This window comes from Streptomyces anulatus (assembly GCF_000721175.1).
Classification (GTDB): Bacteria; Actinomycetota; Actinomycetes; order Streptomycetales; family Streptomycetaceae; genus Streptomyces; species Streptomyces anulatus_C.
Window position 1 is genome coordinate 1 of record NZ_JOEZ01000041.1, and the last position, 22,220, is coordinate 22,220.

The 22,220-nt window shown below is 72.0% G+C and carries 19 protein-coding genes; 10 read left to right on the forward strand and 9 right to left on the reverse strand.

Annotated elements, in window-relative coordinates; all coding sequences use genetic code 11:
- Nucleotides 1-501: 501 nt before the first annotated feature.
- The 3 genes from IG90_RS0133705 to IG90_RS0133715 all read left to right on the forward strand — a co-directional run bounded on the left by IG90_RS0133705 (nt 502) and on the right by IG90_RS0133715 (nt 4,713).
- A complete protein-coding gene (locus IG90_RS0133705; protein WP_030593408.1) occupies nt 502-1,467 on the forward strand; it encodes an SCO0930 family lipoprotein in 966 nt (321 codons plus the stop codon).
- 256 nt (nt 1,468-1,723) lie between these two features.
- A complete protein-coding gene (locus IG90_RS0133710; protein ID WP_030593411.1) occupies nt 1,724-2,542 on the forward strand; it encodes an SAM-dependent methyltransferase in 819 nt (272 codons plus the stop codon).
- On the forward strand, nt 2,539-4,713 hold the full coding sequence (locus tag IG90_RS0133715) for a putative bifunctional diguanylate cyclase/phosphodiesterase (RefSeq protein ID WP_030593413.1): 2,175 nt from the start codon (nt 2,539-2,541) through the stop codon (nt 4,711-4,713). The genes IG90_RS0133710 and IG90_RS0133715 overlap by 4 nt, the downstream gene beginning before the upstream one ends.
- 141 nt (nt 4,714-4,854) lie before the next feature.
- Here the strand turns inward: IG90_RS0133715 and IG90_RS0133720 are convergent, their stop codons facing one another.
- Nucleotides 4,855-5,751 carry a LysR family transcriptional regulator gene (locus IG90_RS0133720; protein WP_030593416.1) on the reverse strand — a complete coding sequence of 299 codons (897 nt, stop codon included), beginning with the start codon at nt 5,749-5,751 and terminating at the stop codon, nt 4,855-4,857.
- 132 nt (nt 5,752-5,883) lie between these two features.
- Between IG90_RS0133720 and IG90_RS0133725 the strand changes: the two genes are divergently transcribed.
- From IG90_RS0133725 to IG90_RS0133735, 3 genes are read left to right on the forward strand one after another with little or no spacing between them, the layout of a single operon-like run.
- The gene (locus IG90_RS0133725) at nt 5,884-6,552 is read left to right on the forward strand and encodes a succinate dehydrogenase (RefSeq protein WP_030593419.1); all 669 of its coding nucleotides are present in this window, start codon (nt 5,884-5,886) and stop codon (nt 6,550-6,552) included.
- Nucleotide 6,553: 1 nt separating this feature from the next.
- Entirely contained in the window at nt 6,554-8,503 is a 1,950-nt protein-coding gene (locus IG90_RS0133730) for a fumarate reductase/succinate dehydrogenase flavoprotein subunit (protein WP_030593422.1), read from the forward strand.
- On the forward strand, nt 8,500-9,246 hold the full coding sequence (locus IG90_RS0133735) for a succinate dehydrogenase/fumarate reductase iron-sulfur subunit (RefSeq protein WP_030593425.1): 747 nt from the start codon (nt 8,500-8,502) through the stop codon (nt 9,244-9,246). Before IG90_RS0133730 ends, IG90_RS0133735 begins: the two co-directional genes overlap by 4 nt.
- Nucleotides 9,247-9,295: 49 nt before the next feature.
- Here IG90_RS0133735 and uvrA read toward each other — a convergent pair whose 3' ends face one another.
- The 3 genes from uvrA to IG90_RS0133750 all read right to left on the reverse strand — a co-directional run bounded on the left by uvrA (nt 9,296) and on the right by IG90_RS0133750 (nt 13,377).
- A complete protein-coding gene (uvrA, locus tag IG90_RS0133740) occupies nt 9,296-11,719 on the reverse strand; it encodes an excinuclease ABC subunit UvrA (protein WP_030593429.1) in 2,424 nt (807 codons plus the stop codon).
- Nucleotides 11,720-11,849: 130 nt separating this feature from the next.
- Nucleotides 11,850-12,284 (reverse strand): nuclear transport factor 2 family protein, encoded by a 435-nt coding sequence (locus IG90_RS0133745; protein ID WP_030593432.1) that lies wholly within the window; start codon nt 12,282-12,284, stop codon nt 11,850-11,852.
- Nucleotides 12,285-12,324: 40 nt separating this feature from the next.
- A complete protein-coding gene (locus IG90_RS0133750; RefSeq protein ID WP_030593435.1) occupies nt 12,325-13,377 on the reverse strand; it encodes an MsnO8 family LLM class oxidoreductase in 1,053 nt (350 codons plus the stop codon).
- A gap of 58 nt (nt 13,378-13,435) precedes the next feature.
- Here IG90_RS0133750 and IG90_RS0133755 point away from each other — a divergent pair, with 58 nt between their 5' ends.
- Nucleotides 13,436-13,924, forward strand: a complete 489-nt coding sequence (locus IG90_RS0133755; protein WP_030593438.1) for a phosphatase domain-containing protein — start codon at nt 13,436-13,438, stop codon at nt 13,922-13,924.
- Here IG90_RS0133755 and IG90_RS0133760 read toward each other — a convergent pair whose 3' ends face one another.
- Nucleotides 13,925-14,140 (reverse strand): dodecin, encoded by a 216-nt coding sequence (locus tag IG90_RS0133760; protein WP_030593441.1) that lies wholly within the window; start codon nt 14,138-14,140, stop codon nt 13,925-13,927.
- Nucleotides 14,141-14,342: 202 nt separating this feature from the next.
- Here IG90_RS0133760 and IG90_RS0133765 point away from each other — a divergent pair, with 202 nt between their 5' ends.
- The 3 genes from IG90_RS0133765 (at nt 14,343) to IG90_RS0133775 (ending at nt 17,518) form a co-directional block, all read left to right on the forward strand.
- Nucleotides 14,343-15,599 (forward strand): extracellular solute-binding protein, encoded by a 1,257-nt coding sequence (locus IG90_RS0133765; RefSeq protein ID WP_030593444.1) that lies wholly within the window; start codon nt 14,343-14,345, stop codon nt 15,597-15,599.
- Between the two features lie 249 nt (nt 15,600-15,848).
- Complete coding sequence (locus tag IG90_RS0133770; RefSeq protein WP_030593447.1) at nt 15,849-16,673, forward strand: GNAT family N-acetyltransferase; 825 nt, start codon at nt 15,849-15,851, stop codon at nt 16,671-16,673.
- A complete protein-coding gene (locus IG90_RS0133775) occupies nt 16,670-17,518 on the forward strand; it encodes a lysophospholipid acyltransferase family protein (protein WP_030593450.1) in 849 nt (282 codons plus the stop codon). Before IG90_RS0133770 ends, IG90_RS0133775 begins: the two co-directional genes overlap by 4 nt.
- Before the next feature lie 142 nt (nt 17,519-17,660).
- Here IG90_RS0133775 and egtD read toward each other — a convergent pair whose 3' ends face one another.
- The 4 genes from egtD to egtA are packed head-to-tail and all read right to left on the reverse strand — an operon-like array spanning nt 17,661 to nt 22,205.
- Nucleotides 17,661-18,623 (reverse strand): L-histidine N(alpha)-methyltransferase, encoded by a 963-nt coding sequence (egtD, locus tag IG90_RS0133780; RefSeq protein ID WP_030593452.1) that lies wholly within the window; start codon nt 18,621-18,623, stop codon nt 17,661-17,663.
- Nucleotides 18,620-19,375 (reverse strand): ergothioneine biosynthesis protein EgtC, encoded by a 756-nt coding sequence (egtC, locus tag IG90_RS0133785; protein ID WP_030593454.1) that lies wholly within the window; start codon nt 19,373-19,375, stop codon nt 18,620-18,622. The genes egtD and egtC overlap by 4 nt, the downstream gene beginning before the upstream one ends.
- Complete coding sequence (gene egtB / locus IG90_RS0133790) at nt 19,375-20,787, reverse strand: ergothioneine biosynthesis protein EgtB (protein ID WP_030593457.1); 1,413 nt, start codon at nt 20,785-20,787, stop codon at nt 19,375-19,377. The genes egtC and egtB overlap by 1 nt, the downstream gene beginning before the upstream one ends.
- The gene (gene egtA, locus IG90_RS0133795; protein ID WP_030593459.1) at nt 20,784-22,205 is read right to left on the reverse strand and encodes an ergothioneine biosynthesis glutamate--cysteine ligase EgtA; all 1,422 of its coding nucleotides are present in this window, start codon (nt 22,203-22,205) and stop codon (nt 20,784-20,786) included. Before egtA ends, egtB begins: the two co-directional genes overlap by 4 nt.
- Between the last annotated feature and the right edge of the window lie 15 nt (nt 22,206-22,220).

Here is a 22,220-nt window from a genome sequence, read left to right on the forward strand (position 1 = left end):
GGGTGGTGGAGGCGGAGGGGGAGGGGGAGGGGGCGGCGGGGGAAGCGGTGGTGGCGGTGGGGGTGGTGGCTTCGGCGGTGGCGGTGGCGGTGGTGGCTCCGGCTCGGACGCCGCGACGCAGCCCCCGTCGCCCGCCACGGCGACCGAGGAACTGCCGTCGCCCTGCCCGATCGAGGCCACCGCGCAGTTACCGGCGGTCGCCGGCAGCGGTACGGCTGTCAGCCAGAGGAGTGCGGCGGCTGTCGTCAGCCGCGCGATGCGTGATCCGTACACGACGGGGAGCATGATCCACGCCGCCGGAGGACACGTGGTACCCGCGGGTGATTCGCCTGATCGTGGGAATAGTCGGCCATTCGTGTTTGCCTCGCGATTTTCGACCGCCGAATTCTTCTCGGCCTTCCTTTGAACACGACCCCGTCGGCCCCCCGTACCTAGGGCCATGAACGGCGCGGTCCCGCGCCGGCATCACAAGCGGTACGACGAAGCACCACGGGAGTCGACATGAACACCTGGCGCAACGCCTCGCTCGCGGTCACCGCCGCGGCTCTGTTGACGCTCACGACGGCGTGCGGTCAGGAGCAGGGCACCGCATCGCCCAACGGCCAGTCGGTGGGCAACGCCGCCCCGGCCCAGCAGCCCGCCGACAGCGGGTACGGATCGGCCGGCGGTGGATACGGATCCGGGGCCGACAAGGAGGCGGCGGAACCGAGGGAAGCCGGTCAACTGGCCGTCCAGGAAAGCAAGAAGCTCGGAAAGGTGCTCACCGACAGCGAGGGCTTCACGCTCTACCGCTTCGACAAGGACACCGCGAACCCGCCGAAGTCGGCCTGCGAGGGCGCGTGCGCCGAGATCTGGCCGGTGGTGGCCGCGGGCGGCGCCACCGCCGCGGCCGGCACCGACGCCGATCTCCTCGGGGAGGTCAGCCGCGCCGACGGCACCAGCCAACTCACCGTCGACGGCTGGCCGATGTACCGGTACGCGAAGGACACCGCCCCGGGCCAGGTCAACGGGCAGGGGGTCGGCGGCACCTGGTTCGCCGCAGCCCCCGACGGCAAGAAGGCGGCGAAGAACGCCGACAGCGAGGGCGTGGCCGAACCGGCCGACCCCGCGGGCCTTTCGGTCCGCAAGGACCCGGAACTCGGCGACATCGTGGTGGACGGCCGGGGTATGACGGTTTACCGCTTCACCAAGGACTCCGCCTGGCCGATGAAGACCGCGTGCACGGGCGACTGCCTCAAGAAGTGGCCGGTAGTGGCTCCCATGGCCAAGAACGCGGTGGACGGGGTGACGACGAAGGGATTCGTCACCTTCGACCGCCCTGACGGTGTCAAGCAGCAGACCATCGACTGCTGGCCCATCTACACCTTCGCGGGCGACGCCAAGCCCGGCGACACCAACGGGCAGGGAGTCGGCGGCACCTGGTATGCCGTTTCCCCCGATTCCGGACTCGTCGGCGCTCCCAAGTAATCACGGGCCCCGGCGAACAATCGCCCAGGAGCCCCAAGTGGCCCCGAACCACCGGGAAACGGCGTCCGGAGTGCCGGTCCGTCGCTGCGCGCATACGCGCAGCGACGGACCGGCCGTTGATGCCACCGGAGTGTGACCAATAACGGATCGCTAATTTCCGTTTCCACTCGCTCTCTTGGCGGCCGATCAGTAGCCTCTGGTCAACACTGACCATGAACATGGCCGGATCGCCGTGGCGAACTTGTTGGAGACATCGATGGAGCGTCCCGCCTGGGCACCGCAAGGCATAGATATCTCGGTGCCGAGCGTGTCTCGCATGTACGACTTCTATCTGGGCGGATCGCACAATTTCGAGGTGGACCGGGAAGCCGCGCGCAAGGCCATGGAGTTCCTCCCGGGCCTTCCCAAGATCATGCAGGCCAATCGCGCCTTTATGCGCCGGGCCGTCCGCTACGCCGTCGACTCGGGCATCGACCAGTTCCTGGACATCGGCTCCGGCATACCGACCTTCGGCAACGTCCACGAGGTCGCCCAGGCCGCCGACCCCGCTGCCAAGGTGGCGTACGTCGACCACGACCCGGTCGCCGTCGCCCACAGTCAGGCCGTGCTGGAGGGCAACGACCGCGCGGTCATCGCCGCCGCCGACCTGCGCCGCCCCCAGGAGATCCTCGCCACCCCGGAGATCACCGGACTGCTCGACCTGGACCGCCCGGTGGCCCTGCTGCTGGTCGCGGTACTCCACTTCGTCGAGGACGCCGACGACCCGCGCGCCGCGGTCGCCGAACTGCGCGAGGCGCTGGCCCCCGGCAGCCTGATCGTTCTGACCCACGCCTCGTACGAGGGCATCCCGCGGTCCCGGGAGGAGGCGGCCGGCACGGTCGGCGTCTACCGGAACATCCGCAACCCGCTGGTCATGCGCTCGCGCGAGGAGATCGGTCAGTTCTTCGAGGGCTACGAGATGGTCGAGCCCGGCCTGGTGTCGATGCCCGCGTGGCGGCCCGACACCCCGCAGGCGCCGGAGCAGGAAGACCCGTACGCCTTCTCGGGCTTCGCAGGGGTTGGGCGCAAGGCGTGAGCATTCCCGCCCAGGCGTCCGGGGAGCCGGACGCGGAGCCCGACGGACCGGAAGGCCGGCTCCGGAGATTCGCCAGAATCTGGAGCCGGGCCATCTTCCCCCTGACGGCCACCTCTCTCACCCGGCCGGAGTTCGAACAGCATCTGCTGCCCCTGGCACGCGAGCTGAACGGCATCCTGCACGCCCGCCCCTTCGACGCCTCGCCCGCCCAGCGGATCGGCGCTGCCCTGGTCGACGTGCACTGCACCGACCCGGACGCCCTCAGCTCCACGCTCGGGGTCGTCGACTCCTACCTCGTCCTGTACTGCGGCGGCAACGGACCCGGCACGCTGTCCACCGAGGACGGCCGGGCCCGCTGCGCACGGATCCAGCACACGCTGGCCGCCGGATTCTCCGCGGCCCTGCGCGAGCGCACGCTCGCCGAGCAGGAGGCCATCGCCCGCTCGGCGCTGACCGCCCGCTCGCACGCCGAACAGGCCCTGCACGCCACGGAGGCACGGTTCCGCGCGGTCTTCAAGGACGCGGCCATCGGCATCGGCATCGCCGACCTGGACGGCAACATCCTGGAGATCAACGACACCCTCACCAAGATGTTCGGCGGTCTTGAGCACCACGTCCGCAGCCACAAGGTGAACGAGTGGGTCCACCCCGAGGACTCGCCGCAGGTGTGGAAGTACTACGACGAGCTGGTACGCGGCGAACGCGACCACTACCGGGTCGAGAAGGCGTACTACCGCAACGACGGCACCGTCCTGTGGACCAACCTCACCGTCTCCCTGCTGAGGGACTCCGAAGGGCGTCCCGAGTACCAGCTCGCGCTGATGGAGGACACCACCGAGCGGCGGCTGCTCAATCTGCGGCTGCGCTACGAGGCCACCCACGACGCGCTCACCGGACTGCCCAACCGGACGCTGTTCTTCGAACGTCTGGAGAAGGCACTCGCCGCCCAGGAGGGGATCCGCTTCGGCCTCTGCTACCTCGACCTCGACGGCTTCAAGGCCATCAACGACAGCCTCGGCCACGCCGCCGGCGACCGGCTGCTCGTCGAGATCGCGGACCGGCTGCAGAGCTGCGCGCCCGCGCCCGGCGAGATGGTCGCCCGGCTCGGCGGGGACGAGTTCGTAGCCCTCACCACCGGCCCGGACACCGCCGACGAGGTGGACGAACTGGCCGGCCGCATTCTGAACGCGCTCGCCTCCCCCATCCGCCTCGACGGCCGTGAGCTGACCGTCCGCGGCTCGATCGGCGTCGTCGAGGGGCCCTCCGGGGAGCGCAGCGCCGCCGAGGTGCTGCGCAGCGCCGACATCACGATGTACCGGGCCAAGGCGGCGGGCGGCAACCGCTTCCAGCTCGCCGACGCGGAGGCCGACGCGCGCGCCATCACCCGGCACGGGCTGACCACCGCGCTCCCGGCCGCCCTGGACCGGGGTGAGTTCTTCATCGAGTACCAGCCGCTCGTGCACCTGGGCGACGGCACCGTGCACGGTGCCGAGGCGCTCGTACGGTGGTGTCATCCGCAGCACGGAGTGCTCGGCCCCGACCGGTTCATCCCGCTCGCCGAGCACACCGGGCTCATCGTGCCGCTCGGGCGCTGGGTACTGGAGGAGTCCGTACGGCAGGCGAACTTCTGGCAGGAGCGGCACAGCGACGGAGGCCCGCTGCGGATCAACGTCAACCTCTCGCCGACCCAACTGCACCACCCCCGCCTCGTCGCCGAGACGGTCGACGTGCTGGAACGTTCCGGGCTGGAGCCGGGGGCGCTCTGCCTGGAGGTGACCGAGTCCGCGCTGATCGGCGCGGACGACGATCTCCTCAAGCCGCTGCGGCAGCTCGCGGAGATGGGCGTCGACATCGCGCTCGACGACTTCGGCACGGGCTACTCGAACCTGGCGAACCTGCGCCGGCTGCCGGTGAGCGTGCTGAAGCTGGACCGTTCCTTCACCCGGGGCATGCAGCAGCACCCGGCGGACCCGGTCGACATGAAGATCGTCGAGGGCATCGTGTCGCTGGCCCACAGCCTGGAGCTGGCCGTCACGGTGGAGGGCGTGGAGACGGGCGCCCAGGCCGAGCAACTGCGCCGGCTGGGCTGCGACACCGCCCAGGGCTGGTACTACGCCCGCCCCGGGGCCCCGGACCGCATCCACTCCCTGCTGCTGGCGGACGCGGTCTGAACCGTCGCCGGGCGGGGCCAGAGCGCCCGGCACACCGGCAGGCCGCCCGGCACACCGGCAGACCAGCAGCCCGTCCTCCCGGCAGACCGTCAGGCGGCGCGTGGCGTGCCGTCCCGCCCGCCCCGCCGTCCCGCCCCCAGGTCAGCCGGGGGCCGGCCCGTGCTCCAGCAGCATCCGCTGGAGTTCGCGCGCGGCCCGGGGCGGGGCCACGTCGCTGCGGTGCGCCAGCGCGATCGTGCGCCGCAGCCCGGGCCCGGCCAGCGGGGTCCTCCGCAGGTCGTGGCCGGCCCGGGCGGCGGCCATGCCCGGCACCACGGCGATGCCGAGCCCCGCCCGTACGAAACCGAGCACCGCGTCCATCTCGCCGCCCTCGACGGTGAACGAGGGCTCGAAGCCCTCCGCGCGGCAGGCGGCGAGCGTCAGCTCCCGCAGGTTGTACCCGTGCCGGAACATCACCAGCGGAGCCCCCTCCAGATCCGCGATCCGGATCGATCCGCCCCGCCCCGGGGCCGGCTCCGCAGCCGAGGACACCACCACCAGGTCCTCGTGCAGCAGCTCCACCGTGGTCAGCGCGGGGGAGGCGGCCGGCAGGGGCAGCACCACCAGCGCCAGATCGAGCGCTCCCCGTGCCAGCTGGCGTACGAGGTCGTGCGAGCCGCCCTCCTCCAGCAGCAGCCGCACCCCCGGGTGCCGGTCGTGGAAGGCGCGCAGCACATCCGGCAGCAGCCCGGTGCACAGGCTCGGCGTCGCCCCCAGCCGCACTCGGCCGCTGCGCAGCGAGACCAGTTCCTGGACCTCCTGGCGCGCCGTCTCCGCGTCGGCGAGGATCCGCCGGGCCAGCGGCAGCAGCGCCTCGCCCGCGTCGGTGAGGGCGATGTTGCCCCGGGCCCGGCTGAACAGATCGGCGCCCAACTCCGTCTCCAGCGCCCGGATCTGCTGGGAGAGCGAGGGCTGCGAGACATGCACCGCCTCGGCGGCCCGGGTGAAGTGCCGGGCCTCGGCGACGGCCACGAAGTAGGTGAGCTGCTGGAAGTGCATACGCCCACGATAACGTCTGTCGATAGTTGATACCTATGGAGATCAGCCGTTTCATGTCTTGGACTGATCGCTTCCTTCGCCCCTACCGTCGTGTCCATGGCATTGGCAACGCGGACGGACCGACGGCCGTCGATGACGCGTACGCTCTGGGACTCGACCGTCGGCAAGAAAACGATCATGGCGGTGTCCGGCCTGATCATGCTCGGGTACCTCGTCGCCCACATGGCGGGGAACCTGAAGATCTTCTTCGGGCCCGGTGAGTTCGACGGGTACGCCCACTGGCTGCGCACCATGGGTGAACCGATCCTGCACTACGAGTGGGCGTTGTGGATCGTCCGCGTGGGGCTCGTCGCCGCCGTGGTGCTGCACGGCGTCTCGGCGTACCAGCTGAGCCGCCGCGACATCAGGGCGCGCCCGGCCAAGTACGTCCACAGGAAGCCCCGTGCGAGCTACGCCACCCGGACCATGCGCTGGGGCGGGATCATCCTCGCCCTCTTCATCGTCTGGCACGTCCTCGACCTGACGACCGGCACCGTCCACACCGGCTTCGAGGCCGGGCACCCGTACCGGAACGTCATCGACACCTTCTCGACCTGGTACGGCAACGCCATCTACATCACCGCGGTGCTCGCCATGGGCCTGCACGTCCAGCACGGCTTCTGGAGCGCCGCGCAGACCCTGGGTGTCGGCAACGCGACCCGCGACCGCATCCTCAAGACCCTCGCCAACCTCCTCGCGGCAGTGCTGACGCTGGGCTTCATCTCCGTACCCGTCGCCGTCATGACCGGAGTGGTGAGCTGACATGCCCGACTACACGCAGTACCGCACGGGCGAGCCCGCCGTCGACACGAAGGCCCCCGCGGGCCCCGTCGCCGATCGCTGGGACACCCGCCGCTTCCAAGCGAAGCTCGTGAACCCCGCCAACCGGCGCAAACACACGGTCATCGTCGTCGGCACCGGACTGGCCGGCGGAGCGGCCGGCGCCACCCTCGCCGAACAGGGCTACCACGTCGTCCAGTTCTGCTTCCAGGACTCACCCCGGCGCGCGCACTCGGTGGCCGCCCAGGGCGGCATCAACGCCGCGAAGAACTACCGCAACGACGGCGACTCCATCCACCGGCTGTTCTACGACACCGTCAAGGGCGGCGACTTCCGCGCCCGGGAGTCCAACGTCCACCGGCTCGCCCAGATCTCCGTCGAGATCATCGACCAGTGCGTCGCCCAGGGCGTCCCCTTCGCCCGCGAGTACGGCGGGCTCCTCGACAACCGCTCCTTCGGCGGCGTCCAGGTGTCCCGTACGTTCTACGCGCGCGGCCAGACCGGGCAGCAGCTCCTCCTCGGCGCGTACCAGGCGCTGTCCCGGCAGATCGCCGCGGGCGGCGTCGAACTCCACGCCCGTACCGAGATGCTGGACCTGATCGTGGTCGACGGAAAGGCGCGCGGCATCGTCGCCCGGGACCTGGTCACCGGGAAGATCGACAGCTACTTCGCCGACGCGGTCGTCCTGGCCACCGGCGGCTACGGCAACGTCTTCTACCTGTCGACCAACGCGATGAACTCCAACGCCACCGCGGTCTGGCGGGCCCACCGGCGTGGCGCGTACTTCGCCAACCCCTGCTTCACCCAGATCCACCCCACCTGCATCCCACGCACCGGCGACCACCAGTCCAAGCTCACCCTGATGAGCGAGTCGCTGCGCAACGACGGCCGTATCTGGGTCCCCAGGGCCAAGGGCGACGACCGCCCCGCCAACCAGATCCCCGAGGACGAGCGCGACTACTACCTGGAGCGCCTCTACCCCGCCTTCGGCAACCTCGTGCCCCGCGACATCGCCTCCCGCGCCGCGAAGAACGTCTGCGACGAGGGACGCGGCGTCGGCCCGGGCGGGCAGGGCGTCTACCTGGACTTCGCCGAGGCCATCGGCCGGATGGGCCGCAAGGCCGTCGAAGCGAAGTACGGCAACCTCTTCGACATGTACCAGAGGATCACCGACGAGGACCCGTACACGGTCCCCATGCGGATCTACCCCGCCGTGCACTACACGATGGGCGGCCTCTGGGTCGACTACGACCTCCAGACCACCATCCCCGGCCTCTTCGCCATCGGCGAGGCCAACTTCTCCGACCACGGGGCCAACCGGCTCGGCGCCTCCGCCCTGATGCAGGGCCTCGCCGACGGCTACTTCGTCCTGCCCGCCACGATCAACGACTACCTCGCCCGCAATCCGCACACCGGGACGGTCGACGCCCAGCACCCCGCCGTCGCCGAGACCGTCGCCGAGACCGAGGACCGCATCAACCTGCTGCTCTCCGTCGACGGCGACCGCACCCCCGACTCCTTCCACCGCGAGATCGGTGAACTCATGTGGGAGTACTGCGGGATGGCCCGCACCGAGGACGGTCTGCGCACGGCGCTCGCCAGGATCCCGGAGATCCGGGAGGAGTTCTGGCGGCGCATCAAGGTCCCCGGCACCGGCGAGCAGTTCAACCAGTCGCTGGAGAAGGCGAACCGCATCGTCGACTACCTGGAGCTCGCCGAGCTCATGTGCCTCGACGCACTGCACCGCGCCGAGTCCTGCGGCGGCCACTTCCGCGCGGAGTCCCAGACCCCGGACGGTGAGGCCGAGCGGCGCGACGAGGAGTTCTCCTACGCCGCCGCCTGGGAGTTCACCGCCACCGGCGCCGCCCCCGTCCTGCACAAGGAAGACCTCGTCTTCGAGTACGTCCACCCCACCCAGCGGAGCTACGCATGAAGCTCACCCTGCGCGTCTGGCGCCAGCGCAACGCCGAAGAGCCCGGCGCCATGGCCACCTACGAAGTCGACGGCATCTCCGCCGACATGTCGTTCCTGGAGATGCTCGACACCCTCAACGAGGAACTCACCCTCGCCGGAGACGAGCCCGTGGCCTTCGACCACGACTGCCGCGAGGGCATCTGCGGCGCGTGCAGCCTCGTCATCAACGGCGACGCCCACGGCCCGGAGCGCACCACCACCTGCCAGCTCCACATGCGGTCCTTCGCCGACGGCGACACGATCGACATCGAGCCCTGGCGGGCCTCCGCCTTCCCGGTCATCAAGGACCTGGTCGTGGACCGCTCCTCGTTCGACCGGATCATCCAGTCCGGCGGCTACATCTCCGCCGCCACCGGCACCGCCCCGGACGCCCACGCCACCCCGGTGCCCAAGCCGGACGCCGACTTCGCCTTCGAGCACGCCGAGTGCATCGGCTGCGGAGCCTGCGTCGCCGCCTGCCCCAACGGCTCGGCGATGCTGTTCACCTCGGCGAAGGTCAACCACCTCAACGTCCTGCCGCAGGGGGCGCCGGAGCGCGAGACCCGCGTCCTGGACATGGTGGCCCAGATGGACGACGAGGGCTTCGGCGGCTGCACCCTGACCGGCGAGTGCGCCACGGCCTGCCCCAAGGGCATCCCACTGCCCTCGATCGCCGCGATGAACAGGGAGTGGCTGCGGGCGACCCGTAAAGTCCGCCGCTGAAAGAGGAGTTGATCCCGTACGACTCCGAACTCGTGGGAGGCGTACGGGATCAGCGCCGCAGCGCCTTCGCCAGAAACGGCGCCGTACGGCTGCCGGCCTCCCGTGCCACCTCCGCCGGCGTCCCGGCCGCCACGATCCGGCCGCCCCGGTCCCCGCCCTCGGGGCCCAGGTCGATGACATGGTCCGCGCCTGCCACCACGGCCATGTCGTGCTCCACGACCACCACCGTGCTCCCGGCGTCGACCAGGGAGTGCAACTGCCTCATCAGCACCTCCACATCGGCCGGATGCAGTCCCGTCGTCGGCTCGTCCAGCAGATACAGGGTGTGCCCGCGCCGGGTGCGCTGGAGCTCGGCGGCCAGCTTGATGCGCTGCGCCTCACCGCCGGACAGCTCCGTGGCGGGCTGGCCGAGCCGCAGATAGCCGAGCCCCACGTCCAGCAGGGTGGTCAGCGCACGCTCGGCGGCCGGCGTCCCGGCGAAGAACCCGGCGGCCGACTCCACGGTCAGATCCAGGACCTGAGCGATCGTCAGGCCCTCCAGGGTGACGTCCAGCGTCTCCGGGTTGTAGCGGGCGCCGTGACAGTCCGGGCAGGGTGCGTACGTGCTCGGCAGGAACAGCAGCTCCACCGAGACGAAGCCCTCGCCCTGGCAGGTCTCGCACCGGCCGCCGCTCACATTGAACGAGAACCGCCCCGCGCCGTAGCCTCGCTCCCGAGCCCTCTCCGTCCGCGCGAACAGCTTCCGTACGGCGTCGAACAGACCGGTGTACGTGGCCAGATTGGACCGGGGCGTACGGCCGATGGGCTTCTGGTCGACCTGGACGAGCCGGTCCACCGCCTCCAGACCGGTGGCCGCCGCGCAGTACAGCTCGCCCGCCCCGGCCTCCTCGCCCGCCTGCCGGTCCGCCAGCACCCCGGCGAGCACCTGGCCGACCAGGGTCGACTTGCCCGAGCCGGACACCCCGGTCACCGCCGTGAACACCCCGAGCGGGAACGCCGCGTCGACGCCCCGCACGTTGTGCCGCTCCACGCCGGCGAGCCGGATCCACCCGGACGGGGTGCGCGCCTCGCGCACCGGCTCGGTGTCCTGGCCGTCCTCGGGGAACAGGAAGCGGCGCGTCGCCGACTCCGGGACCTGGGCGAGTCCCTCCGGCGGCCCGCTGTGCAGCACCCGCCCGCCGTGCTCCCCGGCCAGCGGGCCCACGTCCACCAGCCAGTCCGCCCGCCGCACCACGTCCATCTGGTGCTCCACCACGAAGACCGAGTTCCCGGCCTCCTTCAACCGCCCCAGCACCCCGAGCAGCGCCTCGGTGTCCGCCGGATGCAGCCCGGCCGACGGCTCGTCCAGGACATAGACGACACCGAAGAGCCCCGACCGCAACTGCGTCGCCAGCCGCAGCCGTTGCAGCTCACCGGAGGAGAGCGTCGGGGCCGTCCGGTCCAGGCTCAGATAGCCGAGCCCCAGCTCCGTCACCGTCCCGATCCGCGCCAGCAGATCACCCGTCAGCACCCGGGCCGTCGCCTCACCGCCCGCCCCCGCCCCGGCCAGCACCTCGGCCAGTGCGGACAGCGGCAGCCCGGCCAGCTCCGCGATGGTCCGCCCGGCGAACGTCACCGCCATCGCCTCGGGCCGCAGGCGGCTCCCGCCGCACACGGGGCACGGGGCACTGGTCAGGAAGCGCTCCGCCTTCGCCCGCAGGGTACGGCTCCTGGTGTCGGCGAAGGTGTGCAGCACATAGCGCCGCGCGCTCATGTACGTACCCTGGTAAGGGCGTTGGATCCGGCCGGCGTCCCGCACCGGATGCACCGTCACCACCGGCTGCTCGTCGGTGAACAGGATCCACCGCCGGTCCTCGGGGTCCAGCTCGCGCCAGGGCCGGTCGACGTCGTACCCCAGCGCGTCCAGCACATCGCGGAGGTTCTTGCCCTGCCAGGCGCCCGGCCACGCGGCGATCGCCCCGTCCCGGACGGACAGCGAGGGGTCCGGGACGAGCAGTTCCTCGTCCGTCCGGTGGATCCGCCCCAGCCCGTGGCACTCCGGGCACGCGCCGACGGCGGTGTTGGGGGAGAAGGAGTCGGAATCCAGCCGCTCGGCCCCCGGCGGATAGTCCCCCGCACGGGAGAAGAGCATGCGCAGTGAGTTGGAGAGCGTGGTCACCGTCCCGACGGACGACCGGGCCCCCGGGGCGGAGCGCCGCTGCTCCAGCGAGACGGCGGGCGGCAGCCCGGTGATCTCCCCGACGGCGGGCGCGCCGACCTGATGGATCAGCCGCCGGGCGTACGGGGCCACGGACTCGAAGTAGCGTCGCTGGGCCTCGGCGTAGATGGTCCCGAAGGCCAGCGAGGACTTCCCCGACCCCGACACGCCCGTGAAGACGGTCAGGGTGTCGCGCGGGATGTCGACCCGGACGTCCTTCAGGTTGTGCTCGCGGGCGCCGTGCACCCGGACGTACGGATCGTGGGGGGAGGGCATGGGGCTCGGCTCCGTACGCGTGGGGTGCTGACACCGGAAGGGACGACCGCAAGAGACGACCGGAAGGGACAAACAGTCCGATTCTAGGCGTGTGCTCCGACGGTGGGCGCCCGGGATCCGGCGGCGCGCCTCACGGGGTGCAGGCGCGGACGACCGCGTCGGTGTCCCAGTAGAACGGCCGCACCTCGGTGATCCGGCCGTCCCGGACGGTGAGGGTCTGGAGGATGGGGAACGTCAGCTCCCGCGCGGTCGCCCGGGACCTGGCGCGGACGATGGTGCGTACCACCGACGTCTCCCCGGTGGCCAGGAAGTCCTGCTCCACCAGCTCGAACTCGGTCCAGGTGTCGCTCATCGCCCGGAAGAACCGCTCCAGGCCCCGGTGTCCGCGCCAGACTCCGCCGTACGGGAGCGCCGCCGCCTGATGCAGGACCACATCCGGTGCGAAGCAGGGGGCCAGCAGGTCGAAGGAGGCCGTGCCCGGCCCGCCGGCCGCCAGATACAGGGTCTCGGCTTCGTACATGGCGGTGAGGACCGCCCGGGTGTCCGTCGTCTGGGTGTGGGTCATGCCTCCCAGCCTTCCGGGTCGTCGCGCGTGGGTCCGGCGGCTATCGGACGTCGAGGCTCCGTCGCGGAACCCGCTCGTCGGCCCGGCCCCGCGGGCGGGTGATCCGGGCGAGCCGCCGCAACGAGTCCACCAGCCCTGCCCGGTCGTACGTGCTGGTCGTGACGAGCACCTCGTCCGCCCCGGTCTCCTCGATCGCCCGCTCCAGCTGACCGGTCACCTGGGCCTCGGTACCGTGGACATGGCCGTCGAGCCCTTGCTCGTACAGCCTCCGCTCCTTGGCCGTCATGGGAAGGGCCTCGACGCGCTCGGCCGGGGTCAGCGGCGGGAAGTCCCCGTGCGTACGGGAGTACGCCATGGCCCACGCCTCCGGTACGAGCAGCCGGCGGGCCGCCTCCTCGGTGCCCGCGACGGCCACCGTGCCCGCGACGATCACCTCGGGCCGCTCGGCGCGGGCGGAGGGGCGGAAGCGGCGGCGGTAGACCTCGATGGCGCGCAGCACCTTCGCCCGGCCGCGCAGATCGCCGATGACGAGGGGGAGCCCGGCGGCCGCGGCGACGGACGCGCCCTCGCCGATCGCCAGGACGTACGCGGGGATGCGCAGGCCCTCCGCCGGATGGGCGTGCACCCCGGGGTGGGCCTGCTGGGTGCCGTCGATCCAGCCGAGCAGTTCGGCGAGCCGGCCGGGGAAGTCCTCGGCGTCCTGCTTGCCGTGGCCGAGCGCCCGGCGGACGCCGTCGGTGAACCCGACGGAGCGGCCGAGCCCCATGTCGATCCGGCCGGGGAAGAGGGAGGCGAGCACCCCGAACTGCTCGGCGACGACCAGCGGCCGGTGGTTGGGCAGCATCACTCCGCCGGTGCCGACCCGGATGGTGGAGGTCGCGGCGGCCACGGCGGCCGCCAGCACCGTCGGCGCGGACCCCGCGACCCCCGGCACGCCGTGGTGCTCGGAGACCCAGAAGCGGTGGAATCCGAGCGCCTCCGCCTCCCGCGCGAGGTCGACGGTGTCGCGCAGCGCCCGGGGGGCCCCGTGCCCCTCACGGATGCGGGAACGGTCCAGGACGGAGAAGCGGGTCGAGGCGATCACAGAGCTCACGTCTTGTTCAACGCGCTCGTTCCGTAGGGATTCCCGGGGCGTTTCCTAAGCTGGGGGAGTGAACAACGACGCACGGCCGCTGGCCGTATTCGATCTGGACGGCACGCTCGCGGACACCGGTCACCGGCAGCACTTCCTGGAGGGCACGAAGCGCGACTGGGCCGGCTTCTTCGCCGCGGCCCCGGCCGACCCGCCGCTCCCGGAGGGCGTACGGATGGTGCTCGCCAGCGCCGAGGAGTGCGCGATCGTCTATCTGACCGGCCGGCCCGAGCGGTGCCGCCGCGACACCGTGCGCTGGCTGAACCGTCAGGGGCTGCCCGAGGGCACGCTGTTCATGCGGCGCAACGACGACCGGCGCCCCGCACGCCGGACGAAGCTGGACGTCCTCCGGCGGCTGGGGCGGACGGGGCGGGTGCGCATGCTCGTGGACGACGACGAGTTGGTCTGCGATGCGGCCGAGGTGGCCGGATTTGCTGTGGTGCGGGCCCGCTGGGCCGACCCGTCGGCGGCGCTGAAGGATGCGCAGGAGCGTGAGGGGCGTACCTGATCAGGTGCTTTCGTCGAGCCTGAAGCCCACCTTCAGGCAGACCTGATAGTGCGCGATTCGGCCATCTTCGATATGGCCGCGAATTTCACCGATCTCGAACCAATCGAGATTGTGCAACGTTTCCGCCGCTCTTGCGACACCGTTCCGGATCGCCGCGTCGATGCCCTCCTCGGAGGTTCCTACGATCTCGGTGACCCGATAAGTGTGATTCGGCATTGTTTGTCTCCTCTCCTGTGACCACGTTGCCCCAATGCATGGCGCCCCGCGAGGGGGAGGGTGGGGCGAGTCGGGACGAGCGCCCGCCTTGACCTACCCATTGGTCCATACCAAAATTCAGCCAACCGCCCGTGCGAGCGCCGCCCGCAATCCCCCACACCGGGTCCCGATTTCGTTGTGCCGTTTCGCAGAAGGTGACCACGTGAAGAACCGCATACTGGCCGGAGCCGTCGCGCTTGTCTCATCCGTCGCACTCTGCGGATGCGGCTACATATCGGGCTCGGACAGCGGTGACCGCACGGTGACGGTCTGGCTGATGAAGGACAGCGTCTCGCCCGGCTTCCTGGACAAGTTCACCCGCTCGTACGAGGAGGAGAACCCCTCGATCGAGCTGGACTTCAAGATCCAGGAATGGAGCGGCATCGGCCCCAAGGTCCTCTCCGCGCTGGAGGGCGACGACGCCCCGGACGTGATCGAGGTCGGAAACACGCAGGTCGCGCAGTACGCGGAGAGCGGCGGCCTGCGCGACCTGACCCTCGAGTCGATGCGTGACCTGGGCAGCGAGGACTGGCTGCCCGGCCTGGCCCAGCCCGGCAGCATCAACGGTGTGCAGTACGGCATCCCCTGGTACGCGGCCAACCGGGTGGTGATCTACAACAAGGACATCTTCGAGAAGGCGGGCATCGACTCCGTCCCGAAGACGCGCGCCGAGTGGATCGCCGACACCGAGAAGCTCAACAACGCGGGCGACCAGGGCATTTATCTGGCCGGTCAGAACTGGTACGTGCTCGCCGGATTCATCTGGGACGAGGGCGGCGAGCTCGCCGACGAGAACGGCGGCGACTGGCAGGGCGCCCTGGACACCCCGGAGGCCCTGGCGGGCATGCGGTTCTACCAGGAACTCCAGGCGCTCGGCGACGGCCCGACCGACGCCGACGAGGAGAAGCCCCCGCAGACCGACGTATTCGCCAGGGGTGATGTCGCGCAGATCATCTCGACGCCGGGCAGCGCCGCGCTCGTCGAGCAGAAGAATCCCGAACTCAAGGGAAGGCTCGGCTACTTCCCCATTCCCGGCAAGACCGCGAAAGCCCCCGGCTCGGTATTCACCGGCGGCTCCGACCTCATCGTCCCGAAGAACGCCGACGAGCGCAGCGCCGGCATCGCCGTCGTCAAGGCGCTGGCGAGCGAGAAGTGGCAGACGGAGCTCGCCCGGGGCATGAGCTACGTCCCGAACAAGCCGAGCCTCGCCCATGTCATCGAGGGCGACGAGGGCACCGCGGCGATGGCGGAGGGCGCCACCCGCGGCCGCGCCACTCCCAACTCGTCCCAGTGGGCCAGGGTCGAGGCGGAGAACCCGATCAAGCCCTACATGACGGCCGTCCTGGAAGGCGGCGACCCGGCCCGGGAGGCCAAGGCCGCCTCCGAGCGCATCACCGCCATGCTCACCGGCAGCGGCTGATCCCTTCCGGACGGGCCTGCCCGGGAGCGCCGCGTGCCCGGGAGCAACTCGTGCCCGGGAGCGCCGCCTGCCCAGGAACGCCGCGTGCCCGGGAGCACCGCGTCCCTGGGATTCAGCCGTCGCACATCCCCGCTCCCCACAGCGGTCACGTCGAATCCAGCCGGTGACGGAAGAAGTAAGGGGCCGGGCCGCCGCACTCCCGCGACGACCCGGTAGCGCCCCCTGCCGCTTCCGCCTTCGGAGACCGCCATGACCGTGCTGCCCGTCGCCCCTCACACCCCGCTCCCCGCCGCTCCCACGCCCGTCCCCGTGCCGGCCCCCGAACCGGCCGGCACCTCCGAACCGGCCTACCGGGTGTCCCTCGCCACCTGCCAGGAAGACGTACGCGCGGCCCAGCGGCTGCGCCACCTGGTGTTCGCCGGGGAGCTCGGAGCCCGGCTGGAGGGACCCGAACCCGGCCTGGACAGCGACGCCTTCGACGCGTACTGCGACCACCTCCTGGTCCGTGAGACCGCCACCGGGGAGGTCGTCGCCACCTATCGGCTGCTGCCGCCGGACCGCGCCCGGATCGCCGGCCGCCTTTACGCGGAGAGCGAGTTCGACCTCACCCGGCTCGCCCCGATCCGCGACGACCTCGTCGAGGTCGGCCGCTCCTGCGTCCACCCCGCACACCGCGACGGCGCGGTCATCGCCCTCGTCTGGGCCGGGCTCGCCCGCTACATGGAGCGCACCGGCCACACCTGGATCGCGGGCTGCTGCTCCCTGCCGCTGGCCGACGGCGGCGCCCTGGCCGCCCGGAGCTGGAACACCGTTCGCGCGGGACACCTCGCGCCGGAGAAGTACTGGGTCACCCCGCACCGCCTCTGGGACTCCTCCGCGCACGGCACGGAGACCGGCTCCCGGGCGGACCTCCCGCCCCTGCTGCGCGGCTACCTCCGGCTCGGCGCGCAGGTCTGCGGAGCCCCCGCGTACGACCCCGACTTCAACGTCGCCGACCTGTACGTCCTGCTCTCGCTGCGCCGTACCGACCCGCGCTACCTGCGCCACTTCCTCTCCCTGGCCCCGCTGCGATGAGCACCTGGCTGCCCTTCGCCCCGTGCACCCCGCACGGCTGCGCCCGGCACACCGGAGCCGTACGCGCCCCGCTGCCCGCCGTACTCCGGCTGCTGGCCGGCTGCACACTGGTGCTGCTGGGGGTGGTCTGCGTCCCGCTGGTCCGGCTGCTCGGGGCCGCCCCCCGCGAGCTGCTGGTGCGGCGCTGGGCGCACGCCGTGACCCGCGCCTTCGGCGTACGCCTCACGGCCCGGCGGCACGCGCCGGAACCGGCCACCGGCGGCGAGCTCGTCGTCGCCAACCACATCTCCTGGCTCGACGTCCCGCTGATCGCGTCCGTACTGCCCGGCCGGATGCTCGCCAAGAGCGAGATCCGGCGCTGGCCCCTGCTCGGCCCCCTAGCGGCGTCCGGTGGCACCCTGTTCATCGACCGCGACCGGCTGCGCGCCCTGCCCGCCGCCGTACGGACCGTCGCGACGGCCCTGCGCTCCGGCTCCCGGGTCGTGGTCTTCCCCGAGGGCAGCACCTGGTGCGGACGGGGCGGCGGCGCGTTCCGGCCCGCCGTGTTCCAGGCCGCGATCGACGCCGGCGCGACGGTCCGGCCGGTGCGCATCGCCTACCGCACCGCCGCGCACGCACCGGGACCGACCGCCGGCGCCGTGGCGTTCGTCGGGGACGATCCGCTCGCCGCCTCGCTCTGGCGCGTGGTGCGGGCGGCCGGGCTCACCGCCCGGGTCGACGTTCTCGCACCGATCCCGGTGAACGGCGAGGACGGCCGCCGCGCCCTGGCCCGCAGGGCGCGAGCGGCCGTCCTCGAACCCGGAGATCCGCTCCAGGCCTCTCAGAGCCTGTCGGGTGACCTCTGACCGGGCGGCCACGCCCTGGCACGCACGCTTCCGGCGTCGGCCGAAATGCCCTGGCAGCTCCGCTACGAGGACCTCTCGGCGCCTTGGAACCGCACGCACCGGACTGCGTCCGCTTTCCGGTCGAAGGCCCCCCGACAGGCTCTCAGACCGCCGTGGCCAGTGACAGGGCGAACCGCTCCGCCGAGTCCGTCCACCACTGAGCCAGCCGCATGCCGGCGGCGGCCAGCTCCTCGCGGACGTCCTCCTGACGGAACTTCGCCGACACCTCCGTACGCAGCTCCTCACCGGCCTCGAACGGCACCACGAGGTCCAGCTCCGGGATCTTGACGGTCAGCGCCCGGCGGGCCCGCAGCCGCATCTCGATCCACCGGTCCGCCGGATTCCACACCGCGCGGTGTTCGAAGTCGCCGAGCGGGAAATCGGCCCCCAGCTCCCGGTTGACGACGCTCAGGACGTTCTTGTTGAAGGCCGCCGTCACCCCGGCCGCGTCGTCGTACGCGGCCACCAGCGTCTCCTCCTCCTTCACCAGGTCCGTGCCGAGGAGCAGCGCGTCCCCCGGCGAGAGCAGCGAGCGCACCGACCGCAGGAACGCCGACCGCTCCTCCGGCAGCAGATTGCCGATCGTGCCCCCCAGGAACACCACCAGCCGGGGTCCCGGCGTCCCCGGCAGGGCCAGACCGCCGGTGAAGTCCGCGATCAGAGCGTGGACGGACAGCTCGGGGCGCTCGGCGAGCAGCGACTCGGCCGCCCCGGTCAGCGCGCTCTCGCTCACGTCCACCGGAACGTAACTGTGCAACCCGGGGAGGACGTCCAGCAGATGGCGGGTCTTCTCGGACGACCCCGAGCCCAGCTCGATCACGGTCCGGGCACCCGACGCCGCGGCGATCTCCTCGGCGCGCGCGGAGAGGATCTCCCGCTCCGCGCGGGTCGGGTAGTACTCCGGCAGCTGGGTGATCTCCTCGAACAGCTCGCTGCCGCGGGCGTCGTAGAACCACTTCGGCGGCAGGGTCTTGGGGTGCCGGGTCAGGCCGCTGAGGACGTCGGCGCGCAGCGCCGCGTCCGTCGCGTCCACCGGCAGGGTGCGGGTCAGCAGGAAAGGACTCACGCGTTGGGCTCCTTGAGCGGGGTGAGCAGGACGTCCGTGGAGGTGGCGACCAGCAGGGTGCGGTCGGGGACCTCGCGCCAGAGCGGGTCGTCGTCGTAGGGCTCCGAGGCGACCGCGGTGCGAAGGCCCGGCATCGTGAGGTACCAGAGGGTGTCGCCCCAGGCGGTCGCCGTGATCGTCTCCCCGTCGGTGAGGAGCAGATTCAGCCGGGATCCCGGCGCGGCGGCCGCGACCTCGCGGACGGTCTCCGCGACGGCGCGCGGCACATCGTCCCCGGCGTCGGTCCGGTGCCGGATCAGCGCCCAGACCAGCGCCGAGTCGTTACGGGCGGCCAGCGACAGGAGCCTCTCGGCGGGCAGGGCGGCGGCCGCGCCGGCGAGCGAACCGGGCCAGCCCCTGACCGCCCCGTTGTGGCTGAACAGCAGCCGTCCGGCGGCGTACGGCGCGGCTGCGGCCTCCCCGTCCGCACCCGCCTCGGTGGCGTCCCGTACGGCGGCGAGCAGCGCGGTGCTGCGGACCACCCGGGCCAGATCGGTGAAGGTCTCGTCGCCCCATATCGGGCCCTGACGGCGGTAGCGTCCTGGCACCGGGTCGCCGTCCGCGTACCAACCGACTCCGAAGCCGTCCGCGTTGACCGTGCCGTAGCGCTGGCGGCGCGGTTCCCAGGACTGCCGCACCAGCGAGTGCGGGGGCCGCAGGAGAAGCTCGCCGAGCGCCGCCGGCTCGCCCACATAGGCGATATGGCGGCACATCAGGCATCCCTCGCGGTGCGGAAACCGGAGAAGATCTGCCGACGCACCGGAAGGTCCCAGTTGCGGAACGTGCCCCGGCAGGCGACCTGGTCCACGGCGAACGAGCCGCCGCGCAGCACCTTGTGCCCGGGGCCGAAGAACACCTCCGAGTACTCCCGGTAGGGGAACGCCACGAACCCCGGGTAGGGCAGGAAGTCGCTGGAGGTCCACTCCCACACGTCGCCGATCAACTGCCCCGCCCCGGAGGGCGACCGGCCTCCCGGATACGCCCCGGACCGCGCCGGACGCAGATGGCGCTGCCCCAGATTGGCCCGCTCCGGCGTCGGGTCCTCGTCGCCCCAGGGGTAGCGCCGGGAGCGGCCGGAGACCGGATCGTGCCGGGCGGCCTTCTCCCACTCGGCCTCCGTGGGCAGCCGTCGTCCCGCCCAGCGGGCGTACGCGTCCGCCTCGTACCAGCTGACGTGCAGCACCGGCTCGTCGTCCGGCACCGGCTCGGTCACCCCGAACCGGCGGCGCAGCCACTGACCCGCCTCCCGCCGCCAGAACAGCGGTGCGGCCAGGTCGTGTCCACGAACCATCGCCCAGCCCTCGGGGGCCCACCAGCGTTCGTCGCCGTACCCGCCGTCCTCGATGAAGCGACGGTACGCGCCACAGGTGACCGGCGAGGTGTCCAGGTGGAACGCCGCCACGTCACGCCGGTGCGCGGGCCGCTCGTTGTCCAGGGCCCACGGCTCGGCGGAGGTCCCCATCGTGAACGGGCCCCCGGGGATCAGGACTTCGTCCGCAAGCGCCTCGGCGCCGTCGGGCGCGGGCGGGGCGGGAGCGGTGAGCGCCGCCGGTCCCGCACGCAGTTGATGAGTGATCAGCATCGTCTCGTCGTGCTGCTGTTCGTGCTGGGCGATCATCCCGAAGGCGAACCCGGCCCGTTCCAGCGGGCGTCCGCCCTCATGCAGGGCTGCGCCCTCCAGCAGGTCCAGCGCCCGCCCCCGTACGTCAAAGGCGTAGGCCCTGGCCTCGGCGGGAGCCAGCAGCGGCAGCGAGGGGCGTGCCGCGCGCGTGTGCTCGAAGGCGTTGTACAGCCCGTCGATCTCCGGGCGCAGTGCCTCCCGGCCGCCGACGGCGCGCAGCAGCCACTGCTCCTCCTGGTTGCCGATGTGCGCCAGGTCCCAGACCAGGGGCGACATCAACGGGGAGTGCTGGGCGGTCAGTTCACCATCATCCACACTGTCGGTGAGCTGGCTGGTGCGCTCGCGCGCGGTCAGCAGCGCGTCGAAGGCACGGCGGCGCAGGGTCTCCGGATCGATGCCGGGGGCGACGGGGAAGCCGTCCGAGGCGGTGGAACGGGCCGGATCGAAGGCGTCGGAATGCCCGCGGCCTTCTCGGTGCTGGGCGTCTTCACGGTGCTCGATCATGCGGAGGCCGCCTTTCCGGGACGCGGCGGGATCGTCGGCCGGCCGGGGAGAAGACCCTCGTGGACGCCCACGGGCCGCTCGGGCGGTCCGGTCCCCAGGTCGGGGCCGGAGAGCGGGCTCACCTCGGTCAGCAGGCTCAGATCGGTCAGGTCGCCGGGCTCCGGCAGGTCGTCGGCCGGACATCGGCCCCGGGCGACATAGCGGTCGGTGAAGGCCGCCACGGCGTCGCGCACCGCCTCGCTCGCGCCCATCCGCTCCAGCGCCGGGAGCGCCGCCGCGAAGCAGACGGTGGCCGCGGCCCGCAGCTCCGGGTCGGCGAGGCCCTCGCGGGCGGCCGTCGTCCAGAGCGGGTTGCGCGGGGCCGCCGGTGCGCCCGCCGTCTCGGCCAGCGGCTTCACGGTGCGGTACACGCTCTCGGCGGCCTCCGGGTCGTCGAACAGGGCCGTGGCGACGGCGAGCGGTACCAGCCACCCGTCGGGCCCGCTCTGCGCGTCGATCATGCGCAGTTCGAGATGACCACGCGGCCTGACGGGCGGGAACAGTGTGGTGAGGTGGTAGTCGAGATCCGCCTGCACCGGCGGGCGGGGCGAGCCGGTGCGGATCCACTCGCGGAAGGTGAGCCCCTCCGGCACGTCCCACGGGCCCGCCTCGCACCGGATGCACAGCACGGAGGTGTCCAGCACATGCGCGGCCCATGCCTCGCGCGGGGCGCGCCCGAAGCCCGGCGCGAGGGTCCGGCCCGGGTCGAGGTCCGCCCACAGCGACTGCCGGGTGGAGCGCCAGCCGGTCCGGCGGCCCTGCTGGAACGGCGAGTTCGCGAACGCCGCCACCAGCACCGCGCCCAGCAGGTGCGCGAGCTGCCAGCGCCGCCCGTAACCGAGCGGACCCGGCTCCTCCTCGCCCGCGTCCAGGCAGACCTGGACCGACGCGGAGGTGCACATCATCGCCCGCCCGGCCGGGCCCGTGCGGTCCAGCGCGGCCTCCATCGCCTCGTAACGCGGCTCCCGCAGCCTGCGGCGCGGCGGCTGCCAGGGGTCGACGCCGAGCCCCACCGGCACGAGCCCCGCCGCGCCCAGCGAGGTACGCACCGCCGCCAGATCGGCCGCGGTGGTGTCGACGCACTCCATGAGGGAGCCGGCCGGCTGTGAACTGAGCTCCAGCTGCCCGCCCGGCTCGAACGTCAGCGCCGCGCTGAGCGGCAGCGCACGGACCGCCGCGACGGCGCTGTCCAGCCGCTCCTGGCCGACCGGTAGGTCAGGACGTTCCCGGTCGTGGATGAGCCATTCGAGTTCCACCCCGACGGTTCGGGGAGGGCCCGTCTTGAAACATATGCCGCGCAGTAAATCCTCTGCCGCGCTCTCGTCGAGAGGCGCGGCGTCCGGGCGTGAGCCGGATACGCCGGGAATGTCCAAGCCCATGTGGGCCTCCTTCAC